Annotated in this window: 15 protein-coding genes; 6 read left to right on the top strand and 9 right to left on the bottom strand. The window is 69.8% G+C overall.

Translation table 11 applies throughout. The annotated features are described in order from the left end of the window. Window positions 1-10: 10 nt before the first annotated feature. From ACIOHC_RS13065 to ACIOHC_RS13055, 3 genes are all read left to right on the top strand, one after another. Window positions 11-1,516, top strand: coding sequence for an LCP family protein (locus ACIOHC_RS13065; RefSeq protein WP_351081068.1), 1,506 nt, complete (start codon window positions 11-13; stop codon window positions 1,514-1,516). Window positions 1,517-1,762: 246 nt separating this feature from the next. Further along, window positions 1,763-2,257 carry a DUF6328 family protein gene (locus ACIOHC_RS13060; protein ID WP_351081071.1) on the top strand — a complete coding sequence of 165 codons (495 nt, stop codon included), beginning with the start codon at window positions 1,763-1,765 and terminating at the stop codon, window positions 2,255-2,257. Between the two features lie 339 nt (window positions 2,258-2,596). Beyond that, a complete protein-coding gene (locus ACIOHC_RS13055) occupies window positions 2,597-3,205 on the top strand; it encodes a GPP34 family phosphoprotein (RefSeq protein WP_401842724.1) in 609 nt (202 codons plus the stop codon). Between the two features lie 105 nt (window positions 3,206-3,310). Here ACIOHC_RS13055 and ACIOHC_RS13050 read toward each other — a convergent pair whose 3' ends face one another. The 5 genes from ACIOHC_RS13050 to ACIOHC_RS13030 form a co-directional block, all read right to left on the bottom strand. Then, a complete protein-coding gene (locus ACIOHC_RS13050; RefSeq protein ID WP_351081075.1) occupies window positions 3,311-4,390 on the bottom strand; it encodes an NlpC/P60 family protein in 1,080 nt (359 codons plus the stop codon). A 43-nt stretch (window positions 4,391-4,433) separates the two neighbouring features. Then, window positions 4,434-4,916, bottom strand: a complete 483-nt coding sequence (locus ACIOHC_RS13045; protein ID WP_351081077.1) for a poly-gamma-glutamate biosynthesis protein PgsC/CapC — start codon at window positions 4,914-4,916, stop codon at window positions 4,434-4,436. Then, the gene (pgsB, locus tag ACIOHC_RS13040) at window positions 4,913-6,796 is read right to left on the bottom strand and encodes a poly-gamma-glutamate synthase PgsB (protein WP_401842722.1); all 1,884 of its coding nucleotides are present in this window, start codon (window positions 6,794-6,796) and stop codon (window positions 4,913-4,915) included. Before pgsB ends, ACIOHC_RS13045 begins: the two co-directional genes overlap by 4 nt. A gap of 6 nt (window positions 6,797-6,802) precedes the next feature. Then, the gene (locus ACIOHC_RS13035; protein ID WP_401842721.1) at window positions 6,803-9,100 is read right to left on the bottom strand and encodes a HAMP domain-containing protein; all 2,298 of its coding nucleotides are present in this window, start codon (window positions 9,098-9,100) and stop codon (window positions 6,803-6,805) included. Window positions 9,101-9,407: 307 nt separating this feature from the next. Beyond that, complete coding sequence (locus tag ACIOHC_RS13030) at window positions 9,408-10,658, bottom strand: CapA family protein (RefSeq protein ID WP_401842719.1); 1,251 nt, start codon at window positions 10,656-10,658, stop codon at window positions 9,408-9,410. A gap of 39 nt (window positions 10,659-10,697) precedes the next feature. Here ACIOHC_RS13030 and ACIOHC_RS13025 point away from each other — a divergent pair, with 39 nt between their 5' ends. Then, the gene (locus ACIOHC_RS13025) at window positions 10,698-11,627 is read left to right on the top strand and encodes a hypothetical protein (protein WP_351081081.1); all 930 of its coding nucleotides are present in this window, start codon (window positions 10,698-10,700) and stop codon (window positions 11,625-11,627) included. Window positions 11,628-12,154: 527 nt separating this feature from the next. Here the strand turns inward: ACIOHC_RS13025 and ACIOHC_RS13020 are convergent. From ACIOHC_RS13020 to ACIOHC_RS13005, 4 genes are all read right to left on the bottom strand, one after another. Then, window positions 12,155-13,483: a class I SAM-dependent RNA methyltransferase gene (locus tag ACIOHC_RS13020; RefSeq protein WP_401842717.1), complete on the bottom strand. Its 1,329-nt coding sequence runs from the start codon at window positions 13,481-13,483 to the stop codon at window positions 12,155-12,157. A gap of 242 nt (window positions 13,484-13,725) precedes the next feature. Further along, window positions 13,726-15,774 (bottom strand): APC family permease, encoded by a 2,049-nt coding sequence (locus ACIOHC_RS13015; RefSeq protein WP_351081127.1) that lies wholly within the window; start codon window positions 15,772-15,774, stop codon window positions 13,726-13,728. A 113-nt stretch (window positions 15,775-15,887) separates the two neighbouring features. Then, window positions 15,888-17,003, bottom strand: a complete 1,116-nt coding sequence (locus ACIOHC_RS13010) for a 1-aminocyclopropane-1-carboxylate deaminase (RefSeq protein WP_351081129.1) — start codon at window positions 17,001-17,003, stop codon at window positions 15,888-15,890. Window positions 17,004-17,400: 397 nt separating this feature from the next. Further along, a complete protein-coding gene (locus ACIOHC_RS13005; protein WP_351087338.1) occupies window positions 17,401-18,093 on the bottom strand; it encodes a GntR family transcriptional regulator in 693 nt (230 codons plus the stop codon). 348 nt (window positions 18,094-18,441) lie between these two features. Between ACIOHC_RS13005 and ACIOHC_RS13000 the strand changes: the two genes are divergently transcribed. Then, the gene (locus ACIOHC_RS13000) at window positions 18,442-19,110 is read left to right on the top strand and encodes a TrkA family potassium uptake protein (RefSeq protein WP_351087340.1); all 669 of its coding nucleotides are present in this window, start codon (window positions 18,442-18,444) and stop codon (window positions 19,108-19,110) included. Continuing rightward, window positions 19,110-19,787, top strand: coding sequence for a TrkA family potassium uptake protein (locus ACIOHC_RS12995; RefSeq protein ID WP_351087342.1), 678 nt, complete (start codon window positions 19,110-19,112; stop codon window positions 19,785-19,787). Before ACIOHC_RS13000 ends, ACIOHC_RS12995 begins: the two co-directional genes overlap by 1 nt. Window positions 19,788-19,964: the final 177 nt, after the last annotated feature.

Here is a 19,964-nt window from a genome sequence, read left to right as displayed (position 1 = left end):
GTGTGGACGAATGACAGGCAGCCGCCAGGCATCCCGGCACCGTGCGCGCGCAGCGGCCGAGCGCAGTCGACGGCGCAAGCGAAGCCGCACCCGGACCGTCCTCACCGTCACGGTCTCACTGCTCGTCCTGGTGACGGCCGGCGCGGGCTGGGTCTACATGCGACTCAACGGGAACATCAGCACGTTCAGCGCGGACGGCGTGTCCGGCGACCGGCCGCCCGCCTCCACCGAGGGGTCGAACGTACTGGTGATCGGCTCGGACGGGCGGACCGGCGGCAACAGCGATCTGGGCGGTGGGGACAAGGACGACGTCGGCCGCTCCGACACCGCGTTCCTGCTGCACACGTACGCGGATCAGAAGCACGCCATAGCCGTCTCCATCCCGCGTGACACCCTCGTCGACATCCCGCCCTGCAAACTGCCCGACGGCACCTGGTCCCGGCCGCAGACCGACGTCATGTTCAACGCGGCGTACTCGGTGGGCGGGACGGCCAAGGGCAACCCCGCCTGCACCCAGAACACGGTCGAAAAGCTGACCGGGTTGCGCGTCGACCACACCGTCGTCGTCGACTTCAAGGGCTTCGCGACGATGACCGAGGCCGTCGGGGGCGTCGAGGTCTGCCTGCCCCAGGACGTCTATCAGCGAGACCTCAACCCCAATCGCCCCACCCGCGGCAAGCGCATCTTCACCAAGGGCCCGCAGACCGTCTCCGGCCAGCGGGCGCTCGACTACGTGCGCATCCGGCACGGCATCGGCGACGGCTCCGACATAGGCCGCATAAAACGCCAACAGGCCTTTGTCGCCAGCCTGTTGAAGCAGATAAAGAGCGACGGACTCACGCCCACCAAACTGCTGCCGCTCGCGGACGCGGCCACCAGGTCGATGACCGTCGACCCGGGCCTCGGCTCCGCGGACAAACTGGTCTCCTTCGCGATGTCGATGAAGGACATCGACCTGCACAACACCAAGTTCGTGACCGTGCCGTGGAAGTACCAGGGTGCGCGCGTGGCGATCGTCCACCCCGACGCCGACGCGCTGTGGGCATCGCTCAGGGCCGACCGCACCCTCGACGGCCAGGACGCCGGCGGTAAGGGGGACGCGGAGACGACCGCGCCGTCACCTGGCGCCGACGAACCGGACTACGGCACCGGTGTCTCCGTGGCCGTCTACAACGGCACCACCGTCACCGGCCTCGCGGCCCGTGCCGCCCACATGCTCGAAGAGCACGGCTTCACCGTCACGGACACCACGACGGCCTCGGTCCGCACCCAGGTCAAGACCGTGATCGAGTACGGCCCCGGCCAGAAGGACCAGGCCGGGAAGGTCGCGCGGGCCCTCCCCGGCGCGGAGCTCACCCCGGTCGCCACGACCGGCATCGCGGTCGTCCTCGGCACGACGTACGCGACCGAGCCGGAAGCCACCGCGTCGGCCCCGCCGTCCGCCCTGCCCTCCCAGGTCGCCGAGGACGCACGCTCCGCCGACGACAACCCCTGCTCCAACCTCTCGTACGGATAGCGCGGCTCGCCGCGTCGAGCGGCCTCGACCGCCACCACGGCCGACGGTCGGTCACGGTCCGGGGGTGTCCACCACTCCCCCGTCGGCCCCCGTTCTCCTCACTGAGCTCCTCGATCCTGAGATCCCGTGGACTCCCCTGAGACGAGGGCGAGGGCCGTGGATCGCCGTACGAAAGCGTTCGGCCCGTTCAGACGTGACGCGGTGCGCCGCGTGAGGTGACCGGGCAGCCCGAGAACAATGAGTCCCATGTCTCATATCCCGACGGATGGTGGTGGTCCGTCTCCGCTCGGCCGGGAGACGCCTGCGGAGCGGGCCGACCGCAACCTGGTCGAGCTGCTCCAGGAACTCAGGGTCGTGCAGACCGGTGTACAGATCGTCTTCGCCTTTCTCCTCGGTGTGGCCTTCACCAGCCAATTTCCGCACCTCGATGCCTTCGAACGCACCACGTACGTGGTGACATTGCTGCTCACAGTGGTCTCCTCGGCAGTGCTCGCGACTCCGGTCGCACTGCACCGCGGCCTGTTCCACAGGGGCGCCAAGGTCCGGATTGTCGCTCTGTCCGCGCAGCTCGCCGAAATCGGCCTGGTCTTCCTCGCCCTTGCGCTCAACGGCGCTGTTCTCCTGCTCATGGACGTCGTCCTCGGCCGGATCGCCGCTGTCACGGTCACGGCCGCCACACTCGTCATGTTCACCGGCCTGTGGTTCGTCCTCCCGAGGGCACTGCGCCGCCCGACCCCTTGATGGTCGGTCCTCCCGCCGGGGTGCGCGTCCCCGGCTGGACGGGGGGGGCAGCGCGGGATGCGGCCGACGGCCTCGCTTCGTAGACTCGAATGCGGGCGCGATCGGACTCGAATGCGGGCGGGATCGCCGTCGGCAACGGGTCGGACCGTCGGGGTCCACCGCCTCGTCCGTCGCATCAAGAGATCGGGTGCCGCTTTGCCGGGCACCGCAGCGCCCGCAGCATCACCGTCGGCGACACCGGCAACCGCAGCTCTTCGCCGCGTGACGGCGTCGATGGCGTGGACGCCCAGGCGCTCATACGCCGGCCCGACACCCGGACGCCCCTGAGTGGAGCCATTCATGAGCACACCGCGGGACCTGTTGATCGCCGCCATCGACAGGGCGGCAAGCCGCCCCCTGGAGCGGGGGGATCTTTCGCTGGTGCTCGCGGGAGCGGAGGTGATCGATCTCCTGGGTGCCGAGGCCGTCGGACTGGACGGCGATCGGATCGTGCCGGGCCACGCGCCGACGATGGAGGATCCCCTGTTGGACGAGGCCGTGTCGTCGCTCGTCCGGCAACCGCCCTACGAATCGCTCGACGCCTGGCTGTGGCGCCGGGGCCGCGGTCTGTCCACGGCCTATCTGGCCGCCCTCGAGGCGGAGGGAGAGCTCACTCCGCAGAGCCGATCCCGCTGGGTGCCCTCCGCGACCAGTCGGATGGTCCTTGCCGATTCGCCCGCCCGTCGCCGGGCGGCGGACCGCTGGAATTGCGATGAGCCCGTCCTCGCCGCGCTCGCGGCGGCGGCCGGAATCCGCGACAAGCCGACCGGTGCCTCCCCGGGCGTGCCGGACGAGTCGATCTCGACGGTGCTCGCCGCCGTGGACGACGCCCTGCGCGACCTTGAGTTCCAGCGACAACGGCGAGCACTCGACCAAGCGGCCTTCGACAACATCTGGCGCGGCCAATGACGAAGGCGCGGACGGCCTGGACGGCCTCCGGCCCCGTGCCCCGCCGCACCGGAACCACGCCGAGCGGCGGGACTCCGGTGCGGCGGGGCATGGCCGGGGGCTGCTTCACAGGCGCTTGGCGCTGCGCAGCGTAGAGGCGTAGTAGCCGTTCCCGTCCAGCCTGGAGGTGCCACCCTTGTCGCCGATGGTCGGGCCGTTGACCTCTTCCCGGCTGGACACGAAGATCTTGTGCCCGTCGGTGTCGTGCCCCATGTACATGCCGACGTGGTCCAGTCGCTGCTTGGTCCGCCGGTCGAGCTTGAAGAAGACCAGGTCTCCCGGCTGCAGCACGTCGATGTTCTTCGGCCGGTCCGCGGGGGTGATGCCCTTGAGTTCGATGACGTCCGCGCCGCGCCCGGAGCGGGCCATGCCGTTCGCGGTGCGCGGCAGTCCGTCGCCGAGGACGTCGGTGGCCATCAGCGGATAGCGGGCACGGTAGCCGAAGACCGTACGGATGAAGCCCGAGCAGTCCATCGAGCGGGCGCGCTCGGCGCGAGGCTGCATCGTGGTGCCGTTGCGGAAGGTGTACGGGATGCCGAGGTAGTCGAAGAAGTCGGACTCCTCCAGCCGGTAGTCGTTGCCCGGACTGCCGTTCGGGTTGATCGGACCGAAGTTGGCGTCCCCCGCGTACGGGACGCCCTCGTCGTCCTTCTTGATCGGCGCCTGGTCGACGTACTGGAAGGCCATCGCGAAGAGGTCGTCCTCCTCGCTGCCGAAGAACTCCTTGAACCAGTCCTTGAACCACTTCTCCTTCTCGGAGCCCTTCTTCCACTGGTACGGCATCAGCCGGACCCAGTCCTCGGTGACGACCCGGGACTTGGTGTAGGCGGGTTCGGTGAACGTTCGGCTGGGACCGGTGAGCGTGGCGGTGCGGGCGCCGTCGGTGAAGCTGGCGAGGACCTCGCCATCCGCACCGCGCAGCAGGGTGCGGGCGGGGTTCTGCAGTCGTTCCCAGCTCTTTTCGCCGTTGAGACCGGCGCCGGAGGAACGCAGGGCGGGGTTGTCGGTGACGGCCTGCACGGCGGGGGCCTTGGCCTGCTCGTCCTTGCGCAGTTCGACGGTGAGGTAGGCGCTGCCCGCAAGCAGGCTGATCACCGTGACGGCATGCAGCACCGGGCGGGGGCCACGCTTGGTCTTGGCACTCATGGGTCGGTCAGCTCCGGGTGGTGGGTCGAGCGGTGTCGGTCGGTCAGACGGTGGGCAGGGCGCCGAGCAGGATTCCGGCGGTGAGTACGACGTACGCCATCAGCGTCACCGTGCCGGTCGCGAGCAGCGTCGCGCCCTTGGGCTGGCGGACGAGCTGGTAGGCGATGAGGCCCGGGACGATGAAGCCGAGCGTCTGGTTGGTGTACATCAGCGGGAATTCGAGCGACAGCACGATCATCAGCGTCGCCTGGAAGATGACGCCGGTGAGCACGACGGTGGAGAACAGCCGCTTGCCGTAGAGGATCACGACGCGCTGCAGGCCGAGGACGGCGACGTACGTCAGCACGGTGACGCCGACCACCATGGCGGCGCGCTGGAGGTCCTCGACGAGGGTGAGGGCCAGCCAGCCCGGGGTGATCATGCCGCCGGGCGAGAGGTTGGTCGTGAGGTAGCAGACCAGGGAGAACAACAGCCCCAGGGCGATACCGATCGCGGCGATCTCGGGGGTGAGGACGGAGGGGATCAACGGGGTTCTCCTGGGTTCTGCTGCTGGGCCGGGGCGGGCGGCCGAACCGGCTCGAACGGACCGCGTACATGAGGCTTTGCGGGCGGTTGCGCCGGACTCTGTGCCGGAATCCCGGATGTGGGCCGGGGCTGTTGCGGCTGCTGTTCCGGCTGCTCCTGCCGGGGCTGTTGCGGCTGCTGTTCCGGCTGCTCCTGCGGGGGCTGTTGCGGCTGCTGCTCCGGCGTCTCCGGTCGTGTCTGCCGGGTCGGCAGTCCTGACTGCTCCGGTCCGGACTGTTGCGGCTGCTGTCCGGGCTGCTCCGGTCCGGGCTGCCGCATCGGCAGTCCCGACTGCTCCTGCGGGTACTGCCGCGGCTGCTCTCCCGACTGCTCCGGTCCGGGTTGCCGGGGGCGTACGGCGAGGGGCAGCACAGCCGGCTGACGCTGCTGGTACCGGGCCTCGTAGGCCTCGGGGTACGGCGCGAACGGGTCGAGGCGCGGTGTGTACCGCGGAAGCGCGAGCGTCTGGTCGTGCCGCACATGGCCCGGTTCGAGGGCGGGCGCCTCGCGCCGGGGCTGGGCCGGGATCACGGGAACGGCCGCGGTGGGCGGGCCGTCGTCGTGTGATGCGGCATGGGCCTCGTCGGGCAGGCCGTCCCGCGCGTCCTTCATGTCCCGCGCGTCCCTCACACCCGGCGCGTCCGCCGTCTCGTCCGCCGTCTCGTCCGCGGGGAGTTCGGCCAGATGCTCCAGCAGGACTTCGCCCTGCCCGTGGATGTTGCCGATCGCGACGAGCGAGGACTCGGGGCCGAGCCGGTCGAGCAACTGGCGCATGAACTCCTCGGGATCGCGCTTGTCACCGCCCAGATCGACCGCCGTGTGCCGCCACTCGGCGGGGATGGCGTCGATGGCGGACTTCGCCGGGTGCCCGATGACGAAGACCTTCTCCGGCTGGAGGTCGGGGATGATCTGGCCCATCTGCCCATTGCGCTCGACCCGGTCGGGGCGGCAGTTGATGACGACGTTCAGCGGCCGGCTGATCGCCCCCAGGTCGAGCAGCTGGTTGATGTTCATCAGCGTCGACTCGGGGTCGTTGGCCGCGAAGACGTTCGCGAACCGCAGTCGCTTGTCGTCGTGGGTGCGGTACCGCTCGACCGAGAGGACGCCCGGGTCCGGCGGGGCGTCGTACATGCCCTGGAGCGCGGTCTCCCGGTCCACTCCGAGGAGCTCGGCGACGGCCAGCGCGATCGCCACGTTCTCCTTGAAGGTGAACCAGCTGAACCCGCGCAGCTCCGCGTCGCTCACGGTCTCCGGGTCCGCGTAGATCAGCTTGCAGTCCCGCGCGTCGGCCTCCTCCTGGAGGATGTCGAACCGGTCCTTCTCGGCGGTGACACAGATGCCGCCCTCCGGCATCGACCGGCACAGCGAGCGGGCCACGTCGTCCAGGGTCGGGCCCATCTCGGCCAGATGGTCCTCGCGTACGTTGCAGAGCACGCCGATCGTCGATCGGATCAGCTTCGACTGGTTGATCTCCTGGAGCGCCGGCATGACGGCCATGCATTCGATGACGAGCGCGTCCGGGTTGTACGCGGCGGCACGTCGCACGATGCCGATCTGCTCCACCACATTGGCTATGCCGAATTTGCGGTAGACCGGCTCCTCGGTGGCGTCCGGGTGGATGAAGCGGGCCGCGGTGCCGGTCGTCTTGGCGACGGTGACGAGGTCACCGCCGCGCAACGCGCCGGCGCAGAGCCGGGTGATGGAGCTCTTGCCGCGGATGCCGTTGACCAGCACGCGGGTCGGGATCCGCTCCAGATTGCTGAAGTGGCGACGTTGCTCGACGATGCCCGCGATCAGCAGGATCGCGCAGCACATCACGAGCACGGTGTAGAGGAAGAGCAAGGCCGATCAGTTCCTTCCGGCGAGGGGGGCGCCGTCGCGTCTGCGCTGCTCCTGGAGCTGCTGCCGGACGAGTTCGAGACTTCGCGTGACCGCGCCGACCTCGTCGTGGTGGTGCGGGAAGAGCACGGTGCGCCGATCGCCGTCGGCGAGCGCCTCGGCCTTGCCGGCCAGTTCGCGCAGCGGCCGTACGACGACGATGTGCAGCCAGCCGAGGCAAGCGGCGGCAGCGGTGATGCCGAGCAGTCCGGCCAGGACGGTGCGGTTCTGCAGGCTGTACTCGGGGATCGCGAGACCCGCGGCGGGCTGCCAGCTGACCACCGTCCAGCCGAGCTTCTTCGCTGCCCCGCCGCCGACGAACGGTGCGGCTCCGGCGACCTGGACTCCGTCACCGTCGCGGTACATGACACCGCTGGCGCGGGCGCTGAGGCCGGTCTTCTGGTTGGTGCCGTTCGCCAGTTCGTCGAGCCGTTGCGGAAGGCTCTGGAAGGCGAGGTAGCCGGTGTTGCCGCCGATGACCCGGCGTTCGTCGTCGACGACCCGGATCTGGCCGAGGCCGGGGCGCTTGAGCAGCGAGTTGATGAAGTCGATCCGGAACTCACCGATCACGGCGGCTCCGTCGCGGCCCGGGATCTCGGCGTATCCGGCGATGACGGGCTCCTTGCCCGACTCGTTGAGGACGCTGATCGGCTGCGCGGACAGCTTGTCGTCGCCGCTCCCGCTCGCGGGCAGGCCGTGCGGGGACTCGCCGGCCCGGGCGAGGACGGTGCCCTCGGCGGAGCGTACGTACAGCGACCGGTAGCGCACGTGCTCGGTGCGGGTGCGCTCCAGGACCTTCTTCATGTCGTCGGGGCTGGTCCGGTTGCCGATCAGCGCGGAGACGGAGACCAGGTCGGCGTGGCCCTCGTTGAGCGCGCGGCGCACCCGGTCGGAGAGCGTGTCGGTGCGCTCGCGCTGGTCGCTGATGATCTGTTCCGGTACGGCGACGGTCGAGTCGGCGCGGTTGAAGAGCAGCAGCATCGGCGCCGACCAGGCGAGGAGCAGGACACCGCAGACCACGACGAGGCCGCGGGTGCCGACACGGCGGCGGCGCGACGCGCCGGAGGACGCGTCGGTGGTGCCGGCCGGTTCGCCGAGGAGCTGGCGGCGGAGCCGTTCCAGGGCCTGCCCGATCCGCCCGGCCTCGCCGTACCTCGGGACGGTGACGGGGCGGGTCAGATCGCCGCGGGTGAGCCGGCGGCTCTCCAGGAAGAGTTTCAGCAGCGGTCGCTGGACCGTACCGAGCAGCAGGGCGACCGCGAGGGCGCCGATCAGCAGCAGCGCGGCCGCGGCGAGCAGGCCGAAGAGCGGCCCGGCGACCCTGGTGGGGTCCACCGCGACATCGACCATGGAGACGACGGTCAGGCCGAGCGCGGTCGCGACAGTCCCTTCGCCGGGCTCCGGTCCGGTGAGCGTGGCATATCCGGCGATGGAACGGTCGCCCTCGAAGGAGTCGCCGAGCAGACTGCCGCTGACCCCGAGGAAGCCTCCGGAACCGGGCTCCTTCGCCTTGAGCGGGTGCTCCGCCGACTTGACGGCAGCGATCTTGGAGAAAGCTTTCAGCTGCTTGTTGGAGCGCTTGACGCCTTCGCGCTGAAGATCGGTGAGGACCTGCTCGGGTTCCGGAATGCCGTCGCTGCTGAGGATGCGCCCTTCGCTGTCGATGACGGCGATGGAGCGGAACTGCCCGAGGCTGATGCCCGGGAAGCGCAGACTGCTCGAAGCGATCAGCAACTGCTGCGGCCGGTCCGGCCAGGAGAGCAGTGCGAAGGCGAGCAGCCGGGTCTCGCCGTTCTGCAGCCGCACCATGCGCGGGCTGAGCCCGTCCTTCTCGGCGAGCTTGCTCGTGTCGACGGCGGTGACGGGCACGTTCTCACCGCGCGCGGCAAGCATCCGCCCGGACTTGATCTCCACGACGGCCGTGCCCATCCATTTCTGGTAGACACTGCCGATCTTGTCGAGGACGGCGTCCGGCGAGACCGGATCGCCGGCGCTGAAGAGACCGGCGGTACGGGTCAGGTCGGTGGCGCTCTCGTCGATCGAGGCGCGCATGGCGACGGCACCGTCCTCGGCGAAGTGCTGCTGCGAGGTCAGCACGGCCTTGGGTACGGGGTCCTGACCGGCTCTCCCCAGACCGAGGGCGGTGATGCCCGCGAGGGAGAGCAGCAGGGCCGAGAGGACCGCGATGGGTGGACGGATGCCACCCAGCAGCGACATGTCGGCCCGGCGTCGGACCTTGTGCCGCCGCTTCGCAGACGAAGCGGCCATGAATGTTGCCTTTCAGGTTCTGGCCCGAGTCAAGGCCCGCGCCGATGCATGCCATGGAGATGGAGCGATCAGTTCCACGACCTGGAAGCTTGGCGGAAAGTTGTACGGAGAGTTGCCGGTGTGACGTACGCGACGTTTGAAGCTCAATTCTTGACTTCGGACCCACTCGGCGATCACTCAGCTGTGCGTCACCTGTTGGAAAGCTGTGGGACACCTGTGGGACAGCCAGGCGTCGACCACCGGCCGGCTACTGCTCGGCCGCTGATCGACGGGAAGGTCGGCGTACGGTCTTCCTGGAGGACGGTGATCAGTCCGGGAGGCCCTCCAACGGCTTCAGACCATCCTTGGCGGCACCCCGGTTGAGCATCGTGCCCTGGGTGCGCTCGAATGCCAGCCGGTATCTCGCCCGCTCCTCGGACGAGAGGTCCTTGCCGTCTCGCAGGGATTCGGCCAGATTCAGCAGCCGGTGGTCCTTCACCGCACCCCGCTCACCGGCCGCCTCCACGGAGTCCGGGTCGCTCTCGTCGACGTCCGGCGGGATGGTGACGAGCGTCGGTACGTAGCGCGCGTCCACATCCCATGTGTCGCCCCGCTTGTGGAACTCGAACCAGCCGATGACGCCTTCCTCGGTCAGTCCGGACGGCACGTCGTGCCGCGCCAACTGGTTGCCGAGGCCGTACGCCACCCATGTGCCGTCGACCTTCTCCATCGGCTGCACCACGTGCGCGTGGTGGCCGATCACCAGGTTGATCCCGGTCTCCCGCGCCAGCCTGCGGGCCAGCTTCAGCTGCGGAGCGCTCGGATCCGGGTGATGTTCGCGGCCCCAGTGGATGCTGAGGATCACCACTTCCGCACCGGCCTTGCGGGCGGCCTTCTCGGCGGCGGCGATCCTGTCGAAGGAGTTCTGGTTGACGATCCAGGGCTTGTCGGCCGGGATCTCACGGCCGTTGAACCCGAAGGCGTACGACAGTTGGGCGACCTTCACGCCCTTCACATCCATGATCAGCGGCTTGGCCGCCTCCGCGCCGCTGCGCGCCGAACCGGTGTGCTTGAGACCTGCCTTGTCGAGGGTGTCGAGCGTGCGCTTCACGCCCTCGGCTCCATGGTCGAGCGTGTGGTTCGACGCCGTCGAGCAGGTGTCGTAACCGACATCCTTGATCGCCGCGGTGATCTGCGGCGGTACCAGGAAGTCCGGGTAGCTCTGGAACGGTCCCTCCGGTTTGCCGATGACCGGCTCGAAGTGGCAGATCGCCAGGTCTGCCTTGCTGATCACGGGCTTGACCCCGGCCATGATCGCACCGAAGTCGAGCCCGTCGGCTGCGGTGCCGCCGCTTCCGGCACCCTTGCCGTCGGCCGACTCGGCGTCCTTGCGGGCCTGCTCGGTCAGCTGCGGGTGGATCAGGATGTCGCCCGCGGCGGCGACGGTGAACGACGGGCCCGACTGCGCGTCGGCGGCGTCACTGTCACTGCCCGGCAGGGAGCAGCCCGTCGCGGTGGCGGCGAGGAGCGCCAGCACGGCGGCGCGGGCCGCGAAGGAGTTGAGAGGGAATGATGACACCCCCGATATTTTCGTTTGAATAGGACACGAGACCCTGCCGTGAAGATAACGATCAAGGCAATACTGCTGAGTACCGTGGTGATACTGGTCACGCTCGGTGCGCTGGTGGCGGTTCTCGTCCCCTCCGGCGACCGGGCCCGACACGGTCCGGCCGCTCCCGACGCCCGTGACGGCGACGACCTGGCCCGGCGCGTCACCGAATTCACCAGAGGAACGGTCGCGCGCAGCGACTATCAGCGGCCTCTGCCCGCCCAGCGCCGTACCGTGGCCGAGGCCGTCGGGCTCTTCCTGGACGGCCACCGGGCCGAAGCCGGGCGCCGCCTGGCCGAGGTCGACTTCGGCATCCGTACCTTCACCGACACCGGGACCGGCCGGCGCTTCGCCGAGATCGCCGACCGCGCGGCGGAGGTCAGGCGGGGCTGGGGCCGGGTCTACGTCGACCTCGGCACCCCGGCCCGCTGGTCGGTCCAGGTCCCGCATCCGGTCGCCGACACGCGCAGCGAGCAGCTGGGCATCGGGGTGCTGCGCGCCAGGACCGGTGGGGTACTGGTGCTGGCGGGCGCCCACCGGAACGCCGGGAAGGGGGACCGCGCCGATGTCGCGCACCGCAGCGACTCGGTGTTCGACGTGGTCTGCGACGAACTGGTCCGGCGCCGGCTGCCGGGCCTGCAGGTGCACGGCTTCGCCGACTCCACCGAACCGGACTACGACGTGATCGCGTCCACCGGCAAGGGCGACCAGGGCCGTGCGACGGCCCGCCGCACGGCGACCGCCCTGCGACGGGAGGGCTTCGCCGTCTGCCGGGCCTGGGCACGACGCTGCGCGCTGGAGGGCCGCAGCAACGAACAGGGGCGACGCGCGGCGGCGGACGGTGTCCCGTTCCTCCACATGGAGTTCAGCCGGAGCGTGCGCGACGACGAGGAGCGGATGCGGCAGGCGGCCGGAGCGCTGGCCACCACGCTGCCCTGAGGTGAGGCAGGCAGGGCATGTCACGCGGCGGACACGTGCCGGGGCACCCTTGGTCCACCGGTCCCGAGGGCGCGAGTGTGCTGCCGCCTGTTCTGCCACCCTGGCGGGCGGGTACTCGACCAGGCAGTCCGGGCAGCGTCCATCCCCTCCTCTCCGGCCGACCACCGCTCCCCCTCCCCCTTCTCCCTCCCCCCACCCGGACGCGCTCGAACTCGCCTGCGGCATCACCTGCTTGGGGCGGTTCGCACGTCAGGGCTCCGGGAACTGAGCTGCCTGCCGTGGTCCGAGATACCCGAATCGCCTCGTGGTCGCCCCAGTGACCAGAGCGATGCGGCTCGGCCAAAATCTCAGAGCAAGCGTCATCCGAGCGTCAGGAATCTCCGAACGAGGCCCTGAGATCAATGCCGATGCAGTCGTTTCCGCCATGAAGTCACAGGTCAAGTCCCTCCAGGGGTCGATCTGTCCGCTCGACCCGCTGCGCGGAGGGAAACAGGTCGAGCGACCCACCCAGGCTACAAAGCCGCAGTTCAGGCACTCTTCTCAGCAGGCTCCAGGATGGCGACGCACTCCACGTGATGCGTCATCGGAAACAGATCGAACGCCCGCAGCGTCCGCACCCTGTAGCCGCCGTCGCGGAAGTACGCCAAGTCGCGGGCGAGGGCCGCCGGGTCGCAGGCGACATAGGCGATGCGGCGGGCGCCGAGGCCGGTCAGGTGCTTGACCGTCTGCTTGCCGGCGCCTGCGCGCGGGGGGTCGAGGACGATCAGGTCGGTCTCGGTGATGCCGGTGCGCGGCAGGACCTGGTCGACCTTGCCGTGCTCGATGCGGACCCGCTCCAGGTCCTTCAGGTTGTGCCGGGCGTCCTCGACGGCGCGCTTGCCGGACTCGATGCCGAGGACCGCGCCCTTCTCGCCGATGCGCTGGCCGAGTGCGCCCGCGAACAGGCCGACGCCGCAGTACAGGTCGAGGGCGGTGTCGCCCTTGCGCGGCAGGAGGCCCTGCATGACGGCGCGGACGAGGGTGTTGGCGGCCTGGGGGTGGACCTGCCAGAAGCCGCCCGAGCCGACCCGGTAGGTGCGGTCGTCGGCGCGCTCGCGGACGAAAGCGCGGCCGTGCACCCGGTGGACGCCGCCGTCGCGCTCGTCGACGCGCATCACCGATACGGGCTTGTCGAGCTCGACGAGGGGCAGCCGCCCACCGGGCCTCGGGGTGAGGATGACCTGGCGGTCGTGGGAGCCGGTGGCCGCGATGGCCTCCACCGAGGCCATGCCGGGCCATTCCCGCTTCTCGATGCCGAGCTCGGTGACGCCGGGGGCCGCGATCAGGCAGCGTTCGATGGGCTCCACGTCGTGCGAGCGGTGCTTGCGCAGGCCGACACGGCCGTCCTCGTCGATGGCGTACTGGACGCGGGTGCGCCAGGCCGGTACCTCGCCCGCCGGAAGCTTGTCGCCCTCGGCCGGCATGACGGTGCCGTCCCAGCCCGCCTCCTCCGGGGTGAGACCCGCGAGGCGCTGGAGCTGTTCGGCGATCACTTCGCCCTTGAGCCTGCGCTGGGCCCCGGGCTTGGCGTGCTGCCAGTCGCAGCCGCCGCACTTGCCCGGTCCCGCGTACGGGCAGGGCGCCTCGACGCGGTCCTTGGACGCCTCGATGATCCGTACCGCGTCGGCGCGCAGGAAGCGGGAGTCGCTTTCACCTTCGGTGACCTTGGCGATGATCTTCTCGCCGGGAAGCGTGTGCCGTACGAAGAGGACCCGCCCCTCGGAGGTGCGGGCGATGCAGTGGCCGCCGTGTGCGACGGGCCCGACCTCGACCTCGTACTCCTCCCCGACCAGCGACGACGTGGGTTCGTTCTGCATGAGGGGGTGGCTCCAGAGATCAAGGGACTAACGGCCGGACAACAACCTACGATTCTACGTGGGTGTCGTCCGGCCGTTGACCACGAGCGGCCGGGCACGGTGAGTTCTTGTCGGCGGACCGGCGGACCGGCGGCCAGCAGTCGGCGGCCGGCTGCCGACAGTCGACGCGGCCAGTCCCTTGTCGGCGGCGCAGCCGTCGTTCGCGGGGCGGCCCCGCCGGTGGGACCGCCCTTGCGCCCGGGTCAGCCCCTGTTGACGGGCTCCTTGGGCTTGCGCTCCACGGGTCCGCGGCGCACGGAGCCCGGCGCGTTCCACTCGGCGCGCTTCCTGGCGCGCTTCTTCGCCGCCTCGGAGGACTCCAGCTGGTACGGCACGGAGGTCACCATCACGCCCGGGGTGAACAGCAGCCGCCCCTTGAGGCGCAGCGCGCTCTGGTTGTGGAGGAGGTGCTCGTACCAGTGGCCGACCACGTACTCCGGGATGTACACGCTCACGACGTCGCGCGGGCTGTCCCGGCGCAGGCCCTTCACGTAGTCGATGACCGGGCGGGTCACCTCGCGGTACGGGGAGTCGAGGATCTTCAGCGGGATGTCGATGCCGCGCCGCTCCCAGTCCTCCCTGAGCGCTTTGGTCTCGGCCGGGTCGACGCTGATGGAGAGCGCCTCCAGACGGTCGGAGCGGATCAGCTTGGCATACGCGAGGGCGCGCAGCGTGGGCCGGTGGAGCTTCGAGACCAGGACGATCGAGTGGACCCGGGAGGGGCGCATCGTCTCGTCGGCCGGGGTCTCCTCCGCGGCGATCTCCTCGGCGACCCGGTCGTAGTGCCTGCGGATCGCGGTCATCGTCCCGTAGAAGATCACCATGCCGAGCAGGGCGACCCAGGCACCGTGGGTGAACTTGGTGGCGAGCACCACGACGAGCACCAGTCCGGTGAAGAAGGCGCCGAAGGTGTTGATCGCGCGGGAGCGGACCATGTGACGGCGCTTGGCCGGGTCCTTCTCCGTCGCCAGGTGGCGGTTCCAGTGCCTGACCATGCCGGTCTGGCTGAGCGTGAAGGAGACGAAGACGCCGACGATGTAGAGCTGGATCAGCCGGGTCGAGTCCGCTCCGTAGATCCAGGTCAGCAGGATCGCCGCGCCCGCGAGCAGCACGATGCCGTTGGAGAAGGCGAGCCGGTCACCGCGTGTGTGGAGCTGGCGCGGCAGGTAGCGGTCCTGGGCGAGGATCGAACCGAGCAGCGGGAAGCCGTTGTACGCGGTGTTGGCGGCCAGGAAGAGCACGAGGGCGGTGGCTGCGGCGAGTACGACGAAGAAGAACGTCCCCTCCCCGAAGACGGCGGCCGCCACCTGCGAGATCACCGGGTTCTGGACGAAGCCGGAGCCGACCGGGACGCCGTGGTTGATCAGGTCCTCGGCCGGGTTCTCCGCCATCTTCACACCGGTGGCCATGGCCAGGGCGATGATGCCGCAGAACATGGTGACGGCCAGCAGGCCCATCATCGCGAGCGTGTTCGCGGCGTTCTTGCTCTTCGGCTTGCGGAAGGCGGGCACACCATTGCTGATCGCCTCGACACCGGTGAGGGCGGCACAGCCGGAGGAGAAGGCCCGCAGCAGCAGGAAGACCAGCGCGAAGCCGGCCAGTCCCTGGTGCTCGGCCTTGATCTCGTAGCCGGAGGTCGGGGCGTGCATGGTGTCGCCGAGGACCAGGCCCCGGAACGCACCCCAGATGATCATGATGAACACGCCGGCCACGAAGAGATACGTGGGAATGGCGAAGAGCTTCCCCGATTCCTTGACGCCGCGCAGATTCATCAGCGTCAGCAGCACGATGGCAGCGATCGCGCAGGCCGTCTTGTGCTCGACGACGAACGGGATCGCGGACCCGAGGTTCTCCACGCCGGAGGCGATCGACACGGCGACGGTCAGGACGTAGTCGACCAGCAGCGCGCTGGCCACGGTCAGCCCCGCCTTGGGCCCGAGGTTGGTGGTGGCGACCTCGTAGTCACCACCACCGCTCGGGTAGGCGTGCACGTTCTGCCGGTACGAGGCGACGACCGTGAACATCAGCACCACGACGGCGAGCGCGATCCAGGGGCTGAAGTGGTACGCCGACACGCCCGCGACGGAGAGCACCAGGAGAACTTCACCGGGCGCGTAGGCCACCGAGGACAGCGGGTCGGATGCGAAAACGGGAAGTGCGATGCGCTTGGGGAGGAGCGTTTCTCCGAGCTTGTCGCTGCGCAGCGCCCGTCCGATCAGAATCCGTTTGGGCAGGTCGGTCAGTTTGGACACGCAGAGGATCGTAAGCGTTCCGTATGGAAGCCGCAGACCCACCACCCCCGTGGCCTCGCAATCTCCTGCGCTCGGCGGAAAAAGCCACGAAATCCTTAACGAAATCCTTGCGCTCAGGAGTCCGCGAACAGGGCGCTATAGCCATTGAGCGCCGGCTGTCCGCCGAGGTGGGCATAAAGAACGGCGGAATCGCGGGCGATCTCGCCGCGCGCCACAAGATCGACCATTCCGGCCATCGACTTCCCCTCGTATACGGGGTCGGTGATCATTCCTTCAGTACGTGCGGCGAGCCGCATCGCGTCGAGGGTGGTGTCGTCGGGGATGCCGTACGTGCCCGCGTGGTAGCGCTCGTCCAGCTCGATGTCGTCCACGGTGAGCTCGCGCCGCACCCCGATGAGCCGTGCGGTGCCGGCCGCGATCCGGGCGATCTGCTCACGCGTACGGGCGGGTTCGGCGGAGGCGTCGATGCCCAGCACGCGCCGCGGACGGCCGCCCGCCTCTTCGAGCGCGGCGAAGCCGGCGACCATCCCGGCCTGGGTGGAACCGGTCACCGAGCAGACGACCACGGTGTCGAAGAACACACCGAGCGCGCGCTCCTGCTCCGCGACCTCGTAGGCCCAGTTGGCGAAGCCGAGCCCGCCCAGGGGATGGTCGGACGCACCGGCGGGAATGGCGTACGGCCTGCCGCCGCCCTCCTCGACCTCGCGCAGCGCCTGCTCCCAGCTCTCCTTGACGCCGATGCCGAAACCGGCGCGCACCAGGCGGATGTCGGCACCGGCCAGGCGGCTGATCAGGATGTTGCCGACCTTGTCGTAGACGGCGTCGGGCCATTCGACCCAGCTCTCCTGGATGAGTACGCATTTGAGGCCGGCGCGGGCGGCGACCGCCGCGACCTGGCGGGTGTGGTTGGACTGGACTCCGCCGATGGAGACGAGCGTGTCGCAGCCCTTCGCCAGGGCGTCGGCGACGAGGTATTCGAGCTTGCGGGTCTTGTTGCCGCCGTAGGCGATGCCGGAGTTGCAGTCCTCCCGCTTGGCCCAGACAGCGGCGCCGCCGAGGTGGTCGGTGAGCCGGTCGAGACGGTGTACGGGAGAGGGGCCGAAGAGGAGGGGATGGCGCTCGTAGGAGGAGAGGGAGGGAGAGGTGGTGGAGGAGGAGGCGGAGGAGGAGGTGGGGGACGCGGCGGTGGGGGACGCGGCGGTGGGCGGGGTCGGGGTTGCGGACGTCATGGGAACTCCCTCGGTCGGGGGTCGGTGGGGTTCGTGTTCCTGGTCGGCGCGGTGGGGTCGGGTCGTGCACGTGGTCGGCGCGGTGACCGGGAGGGGGCGCGATGGCGGTGGTCACGGGTCGAGGTGTCGACTGTCTGCGGGTACGCCGGGGATCCGGACGGCGCTCGGGCCCTCGGCCGGTCGCCGACCTGACCGGACGGGTCGGTGGGCCTGTCGAAGCTGCCCGCGGGCGGCCTAAGGGTGTCCCGTAGTCCTTGGTGGATCAGCGCGCGGCGTCGGATGCGGTGCATCGCAAGGCGGAGGGACGTCCGCATACTGGATGTATGCGGACGTCCCGACAACGCGGCGAGGTGCCGTGGCTGTCGTCGCGCGCCCGCCAGGGACTACGGGACACCCCTTAGGTGGAACGCCGCTGGGCCGCCCCGACGGATGGTTCGACGGACGGTTCGTCCGCCAGTTCTTCGAGAGCCCGCCATATCTCCGCAGTGATCCGGGACGCCGCCTCGGCATCACGCCCCGCGCATGCCTCGATCAGCCGGTCGTGCAGTTCGGCCGAGCCGTGTGCCGCGCTCGCGGTGCCGAACTGCCGCCATTCCAGCCGCCGGATCAAAGGGGTGTAGCGCTCAACCGTGGCAGCCACGGCACGGTTGCCGCAGGCCGCGACGAGGACGTCATGGAGCCGGTCGTCGGCGCGCAGCGCGTCCGCCACGTCGCTGCGGCGGGTCGCGTCCCTGAAGAGTTCGTTCGCCTCGCGCATCGCGGCAATGTCCGTATCCGTGAGTCGAGGTACGGCGGTCCTCGCGGCCAGTTCCTGCATGGCCCGCACGACAGCTGCCGCGTCCCGGACGTCCCGCGGCACCAGGCGGGTCACCCGCGTGTAGCTCTGCGGCTTGGACTCGACGAGCCCTTCGCCGGAAAGCCGGGACAGCGCGTCGCGGACCGGAGCCCTGGACAGTCCGAGGCGTTCGGCGAGCTCGGCGTCACGGACAGCGGCACCGGGCGGGATGTCGCCACGGACGATGGCGTCACGGATCGCCTCGTACGCGGTGTCCCGCAGCAAGGTCCGTCGGACGGGGCGCAGGGTCTCCATGAACTGACATGTTAGATGTCTGTGCGGCCCGCGCTCAAGAGTCCGTGCGCCCCTGGTGCGATCGACGGGCCCTGTACCTCCACGGTGGCGCGAAGGACGGCCCTCAGTGGCGCGAAGGACGGCCCTCCCCGTCCGCAATCGCGCGGACACTGCGCGGTATCCATCCGCGTCGCGCGGGCGCGGCGAAAGCGCACTCGGATGAGGCTTCGCGATCCCAGCCGCATAAGCTCATCCTGGGCAACGGGACACACCGTTGCCCCGTTGTTTGCCCGGCAAGCTGAGAAAGAAGTGTGAGCAGGGTGTTTTCGCAGGTCAGCCGGACGACCAGGACTGCGAGGTAGGCGCAAGGTGCACATCGTCATCATGGGCTGCGGGCGAGTCGGAGCCGCTCTCGCGCAGACCCTGGAGCAGCAGGGGCACACGGTCGCCGTCGTCGATCAGGACCCCACGGCATTCCGACGCCTCGGGTCCGGATTCGGTGGGCGGCGCGTCACCGGTGTCGGCTTCGACCAGGACACCCTCCGTGAGGCGGGGATCGAGGAGGCCGGCGCGTTCGCCGCGGTGAGCAGCGGCGACAACTCGAACATCATCGCCGCCCGGGTCGCCCGCGAGATGTTCGGCATCGAGAACGTCGCTGCGCGGATCTACGACCCCCGGCGTGCCGAGGTCTATCAGCGTCTCGGTATCCCCACGGTCGCCACCGTGCGCTGGACCGCCGACCAGATGCTGCGACGGCTGCTCCCCTCGGGGGCCGAGCCGCTGTGGCGGGATCCGAGCGGCGCTGTGCAGCTCGCCGAAGTGCACACGACGCCGTCCTGGATCGGCCACAAGATCAGCACGCTGCAGGAGGAGACGGGCGTCCGCGTGGCGTTCCTCACCCGGTTGGGCGAAGCCGTACTGCCCACGTCGCAGACCGTGCTGCAGGAGGGCGACCTGGTCCACGTGATGATGCGTACGGACGAGATCGCGAAGGTCGAGGCGGCCTTCGCCGAGGGCCCTGAGGAGGGCGGTCACTGATGCGTGTCGCGATTGCCGGCGCCGGTGCGGTGGGACGATCCATCGCGGGCGAGTTGCTGGAGAACGGGCACGAGGTGCTGCTCGTCGACAAGGCGCCGACCGCCATTTCGGTGGAGCGGGTGCCGATGGCCGAATGGCTGCTGGCCGACGCCTGCGAGATCACCTCGCTCGACGAGGCAGCACTTCAACGCTGCAACGTCGTGATCGCCGCGACCGGCGACGACAAGGTGAACCTGGTCGTCTCGCTGCTCGCCAAGACCGAGTACGGCGTGCCGAGGGTCGTCGCCCGGGTCAACAACCCGAAGAACGAATGGCTGTTCAACGAGGCCTGGGGCGTCGATGTGGCGGTCTCCACACCGCGGCTGATGTCGGCCCTGGTCGAGGAGGCGGTCAGCGTCGGCGATCTGGTCCGGCTGCTGCGCTTCAGCCACGGCGACGCCAACCTGGTCGAGCTGACGCTGCCCCCGGAGTCGGCGTTGGCCGGCACCCAGGTCGGCGATGTGGCCTGGCCCGAGGACACTTCGTTGGTCACCATCATCCGCGGGCAGCGCGTGCTGACGCCGAGCACCGAGGAGACGCTGGAGGCCGGTGACGAGCTGCTGTTCGTGGCCGCGCAGGCGCGCGAGGAGCAGTTGGAGGACCTGTTGTCGGTGCGCCGGGGCGACTCGGACGACTGATCGGCGCCGGGCCGGCCGGAGGCCGACCCGAGGCCGGCACAAGGCACAAGGCAGGCGGAAGGCGGAAGGCGGAAGGCGAGGGGCCCGGAACCCCCCAAAAACCCGCGACCCGCCCCCCCGCCCCCACGCAAGCCCGGGGGGCGGGGAAAAAACAAGGGGGCGCGCCGGCGCCGCGCG

The organism is Streptomyces sp. NPDC088252 (assembly GCF_044740965.1).
GTDB lineage: Bacteria > Actinomycetota > Actinomycetes > Streptomycetales > Streptomycetaceae > Streptomyces.
This window is presented reverse-complemented; position numbering and strand designations above follow the sequence as displayed.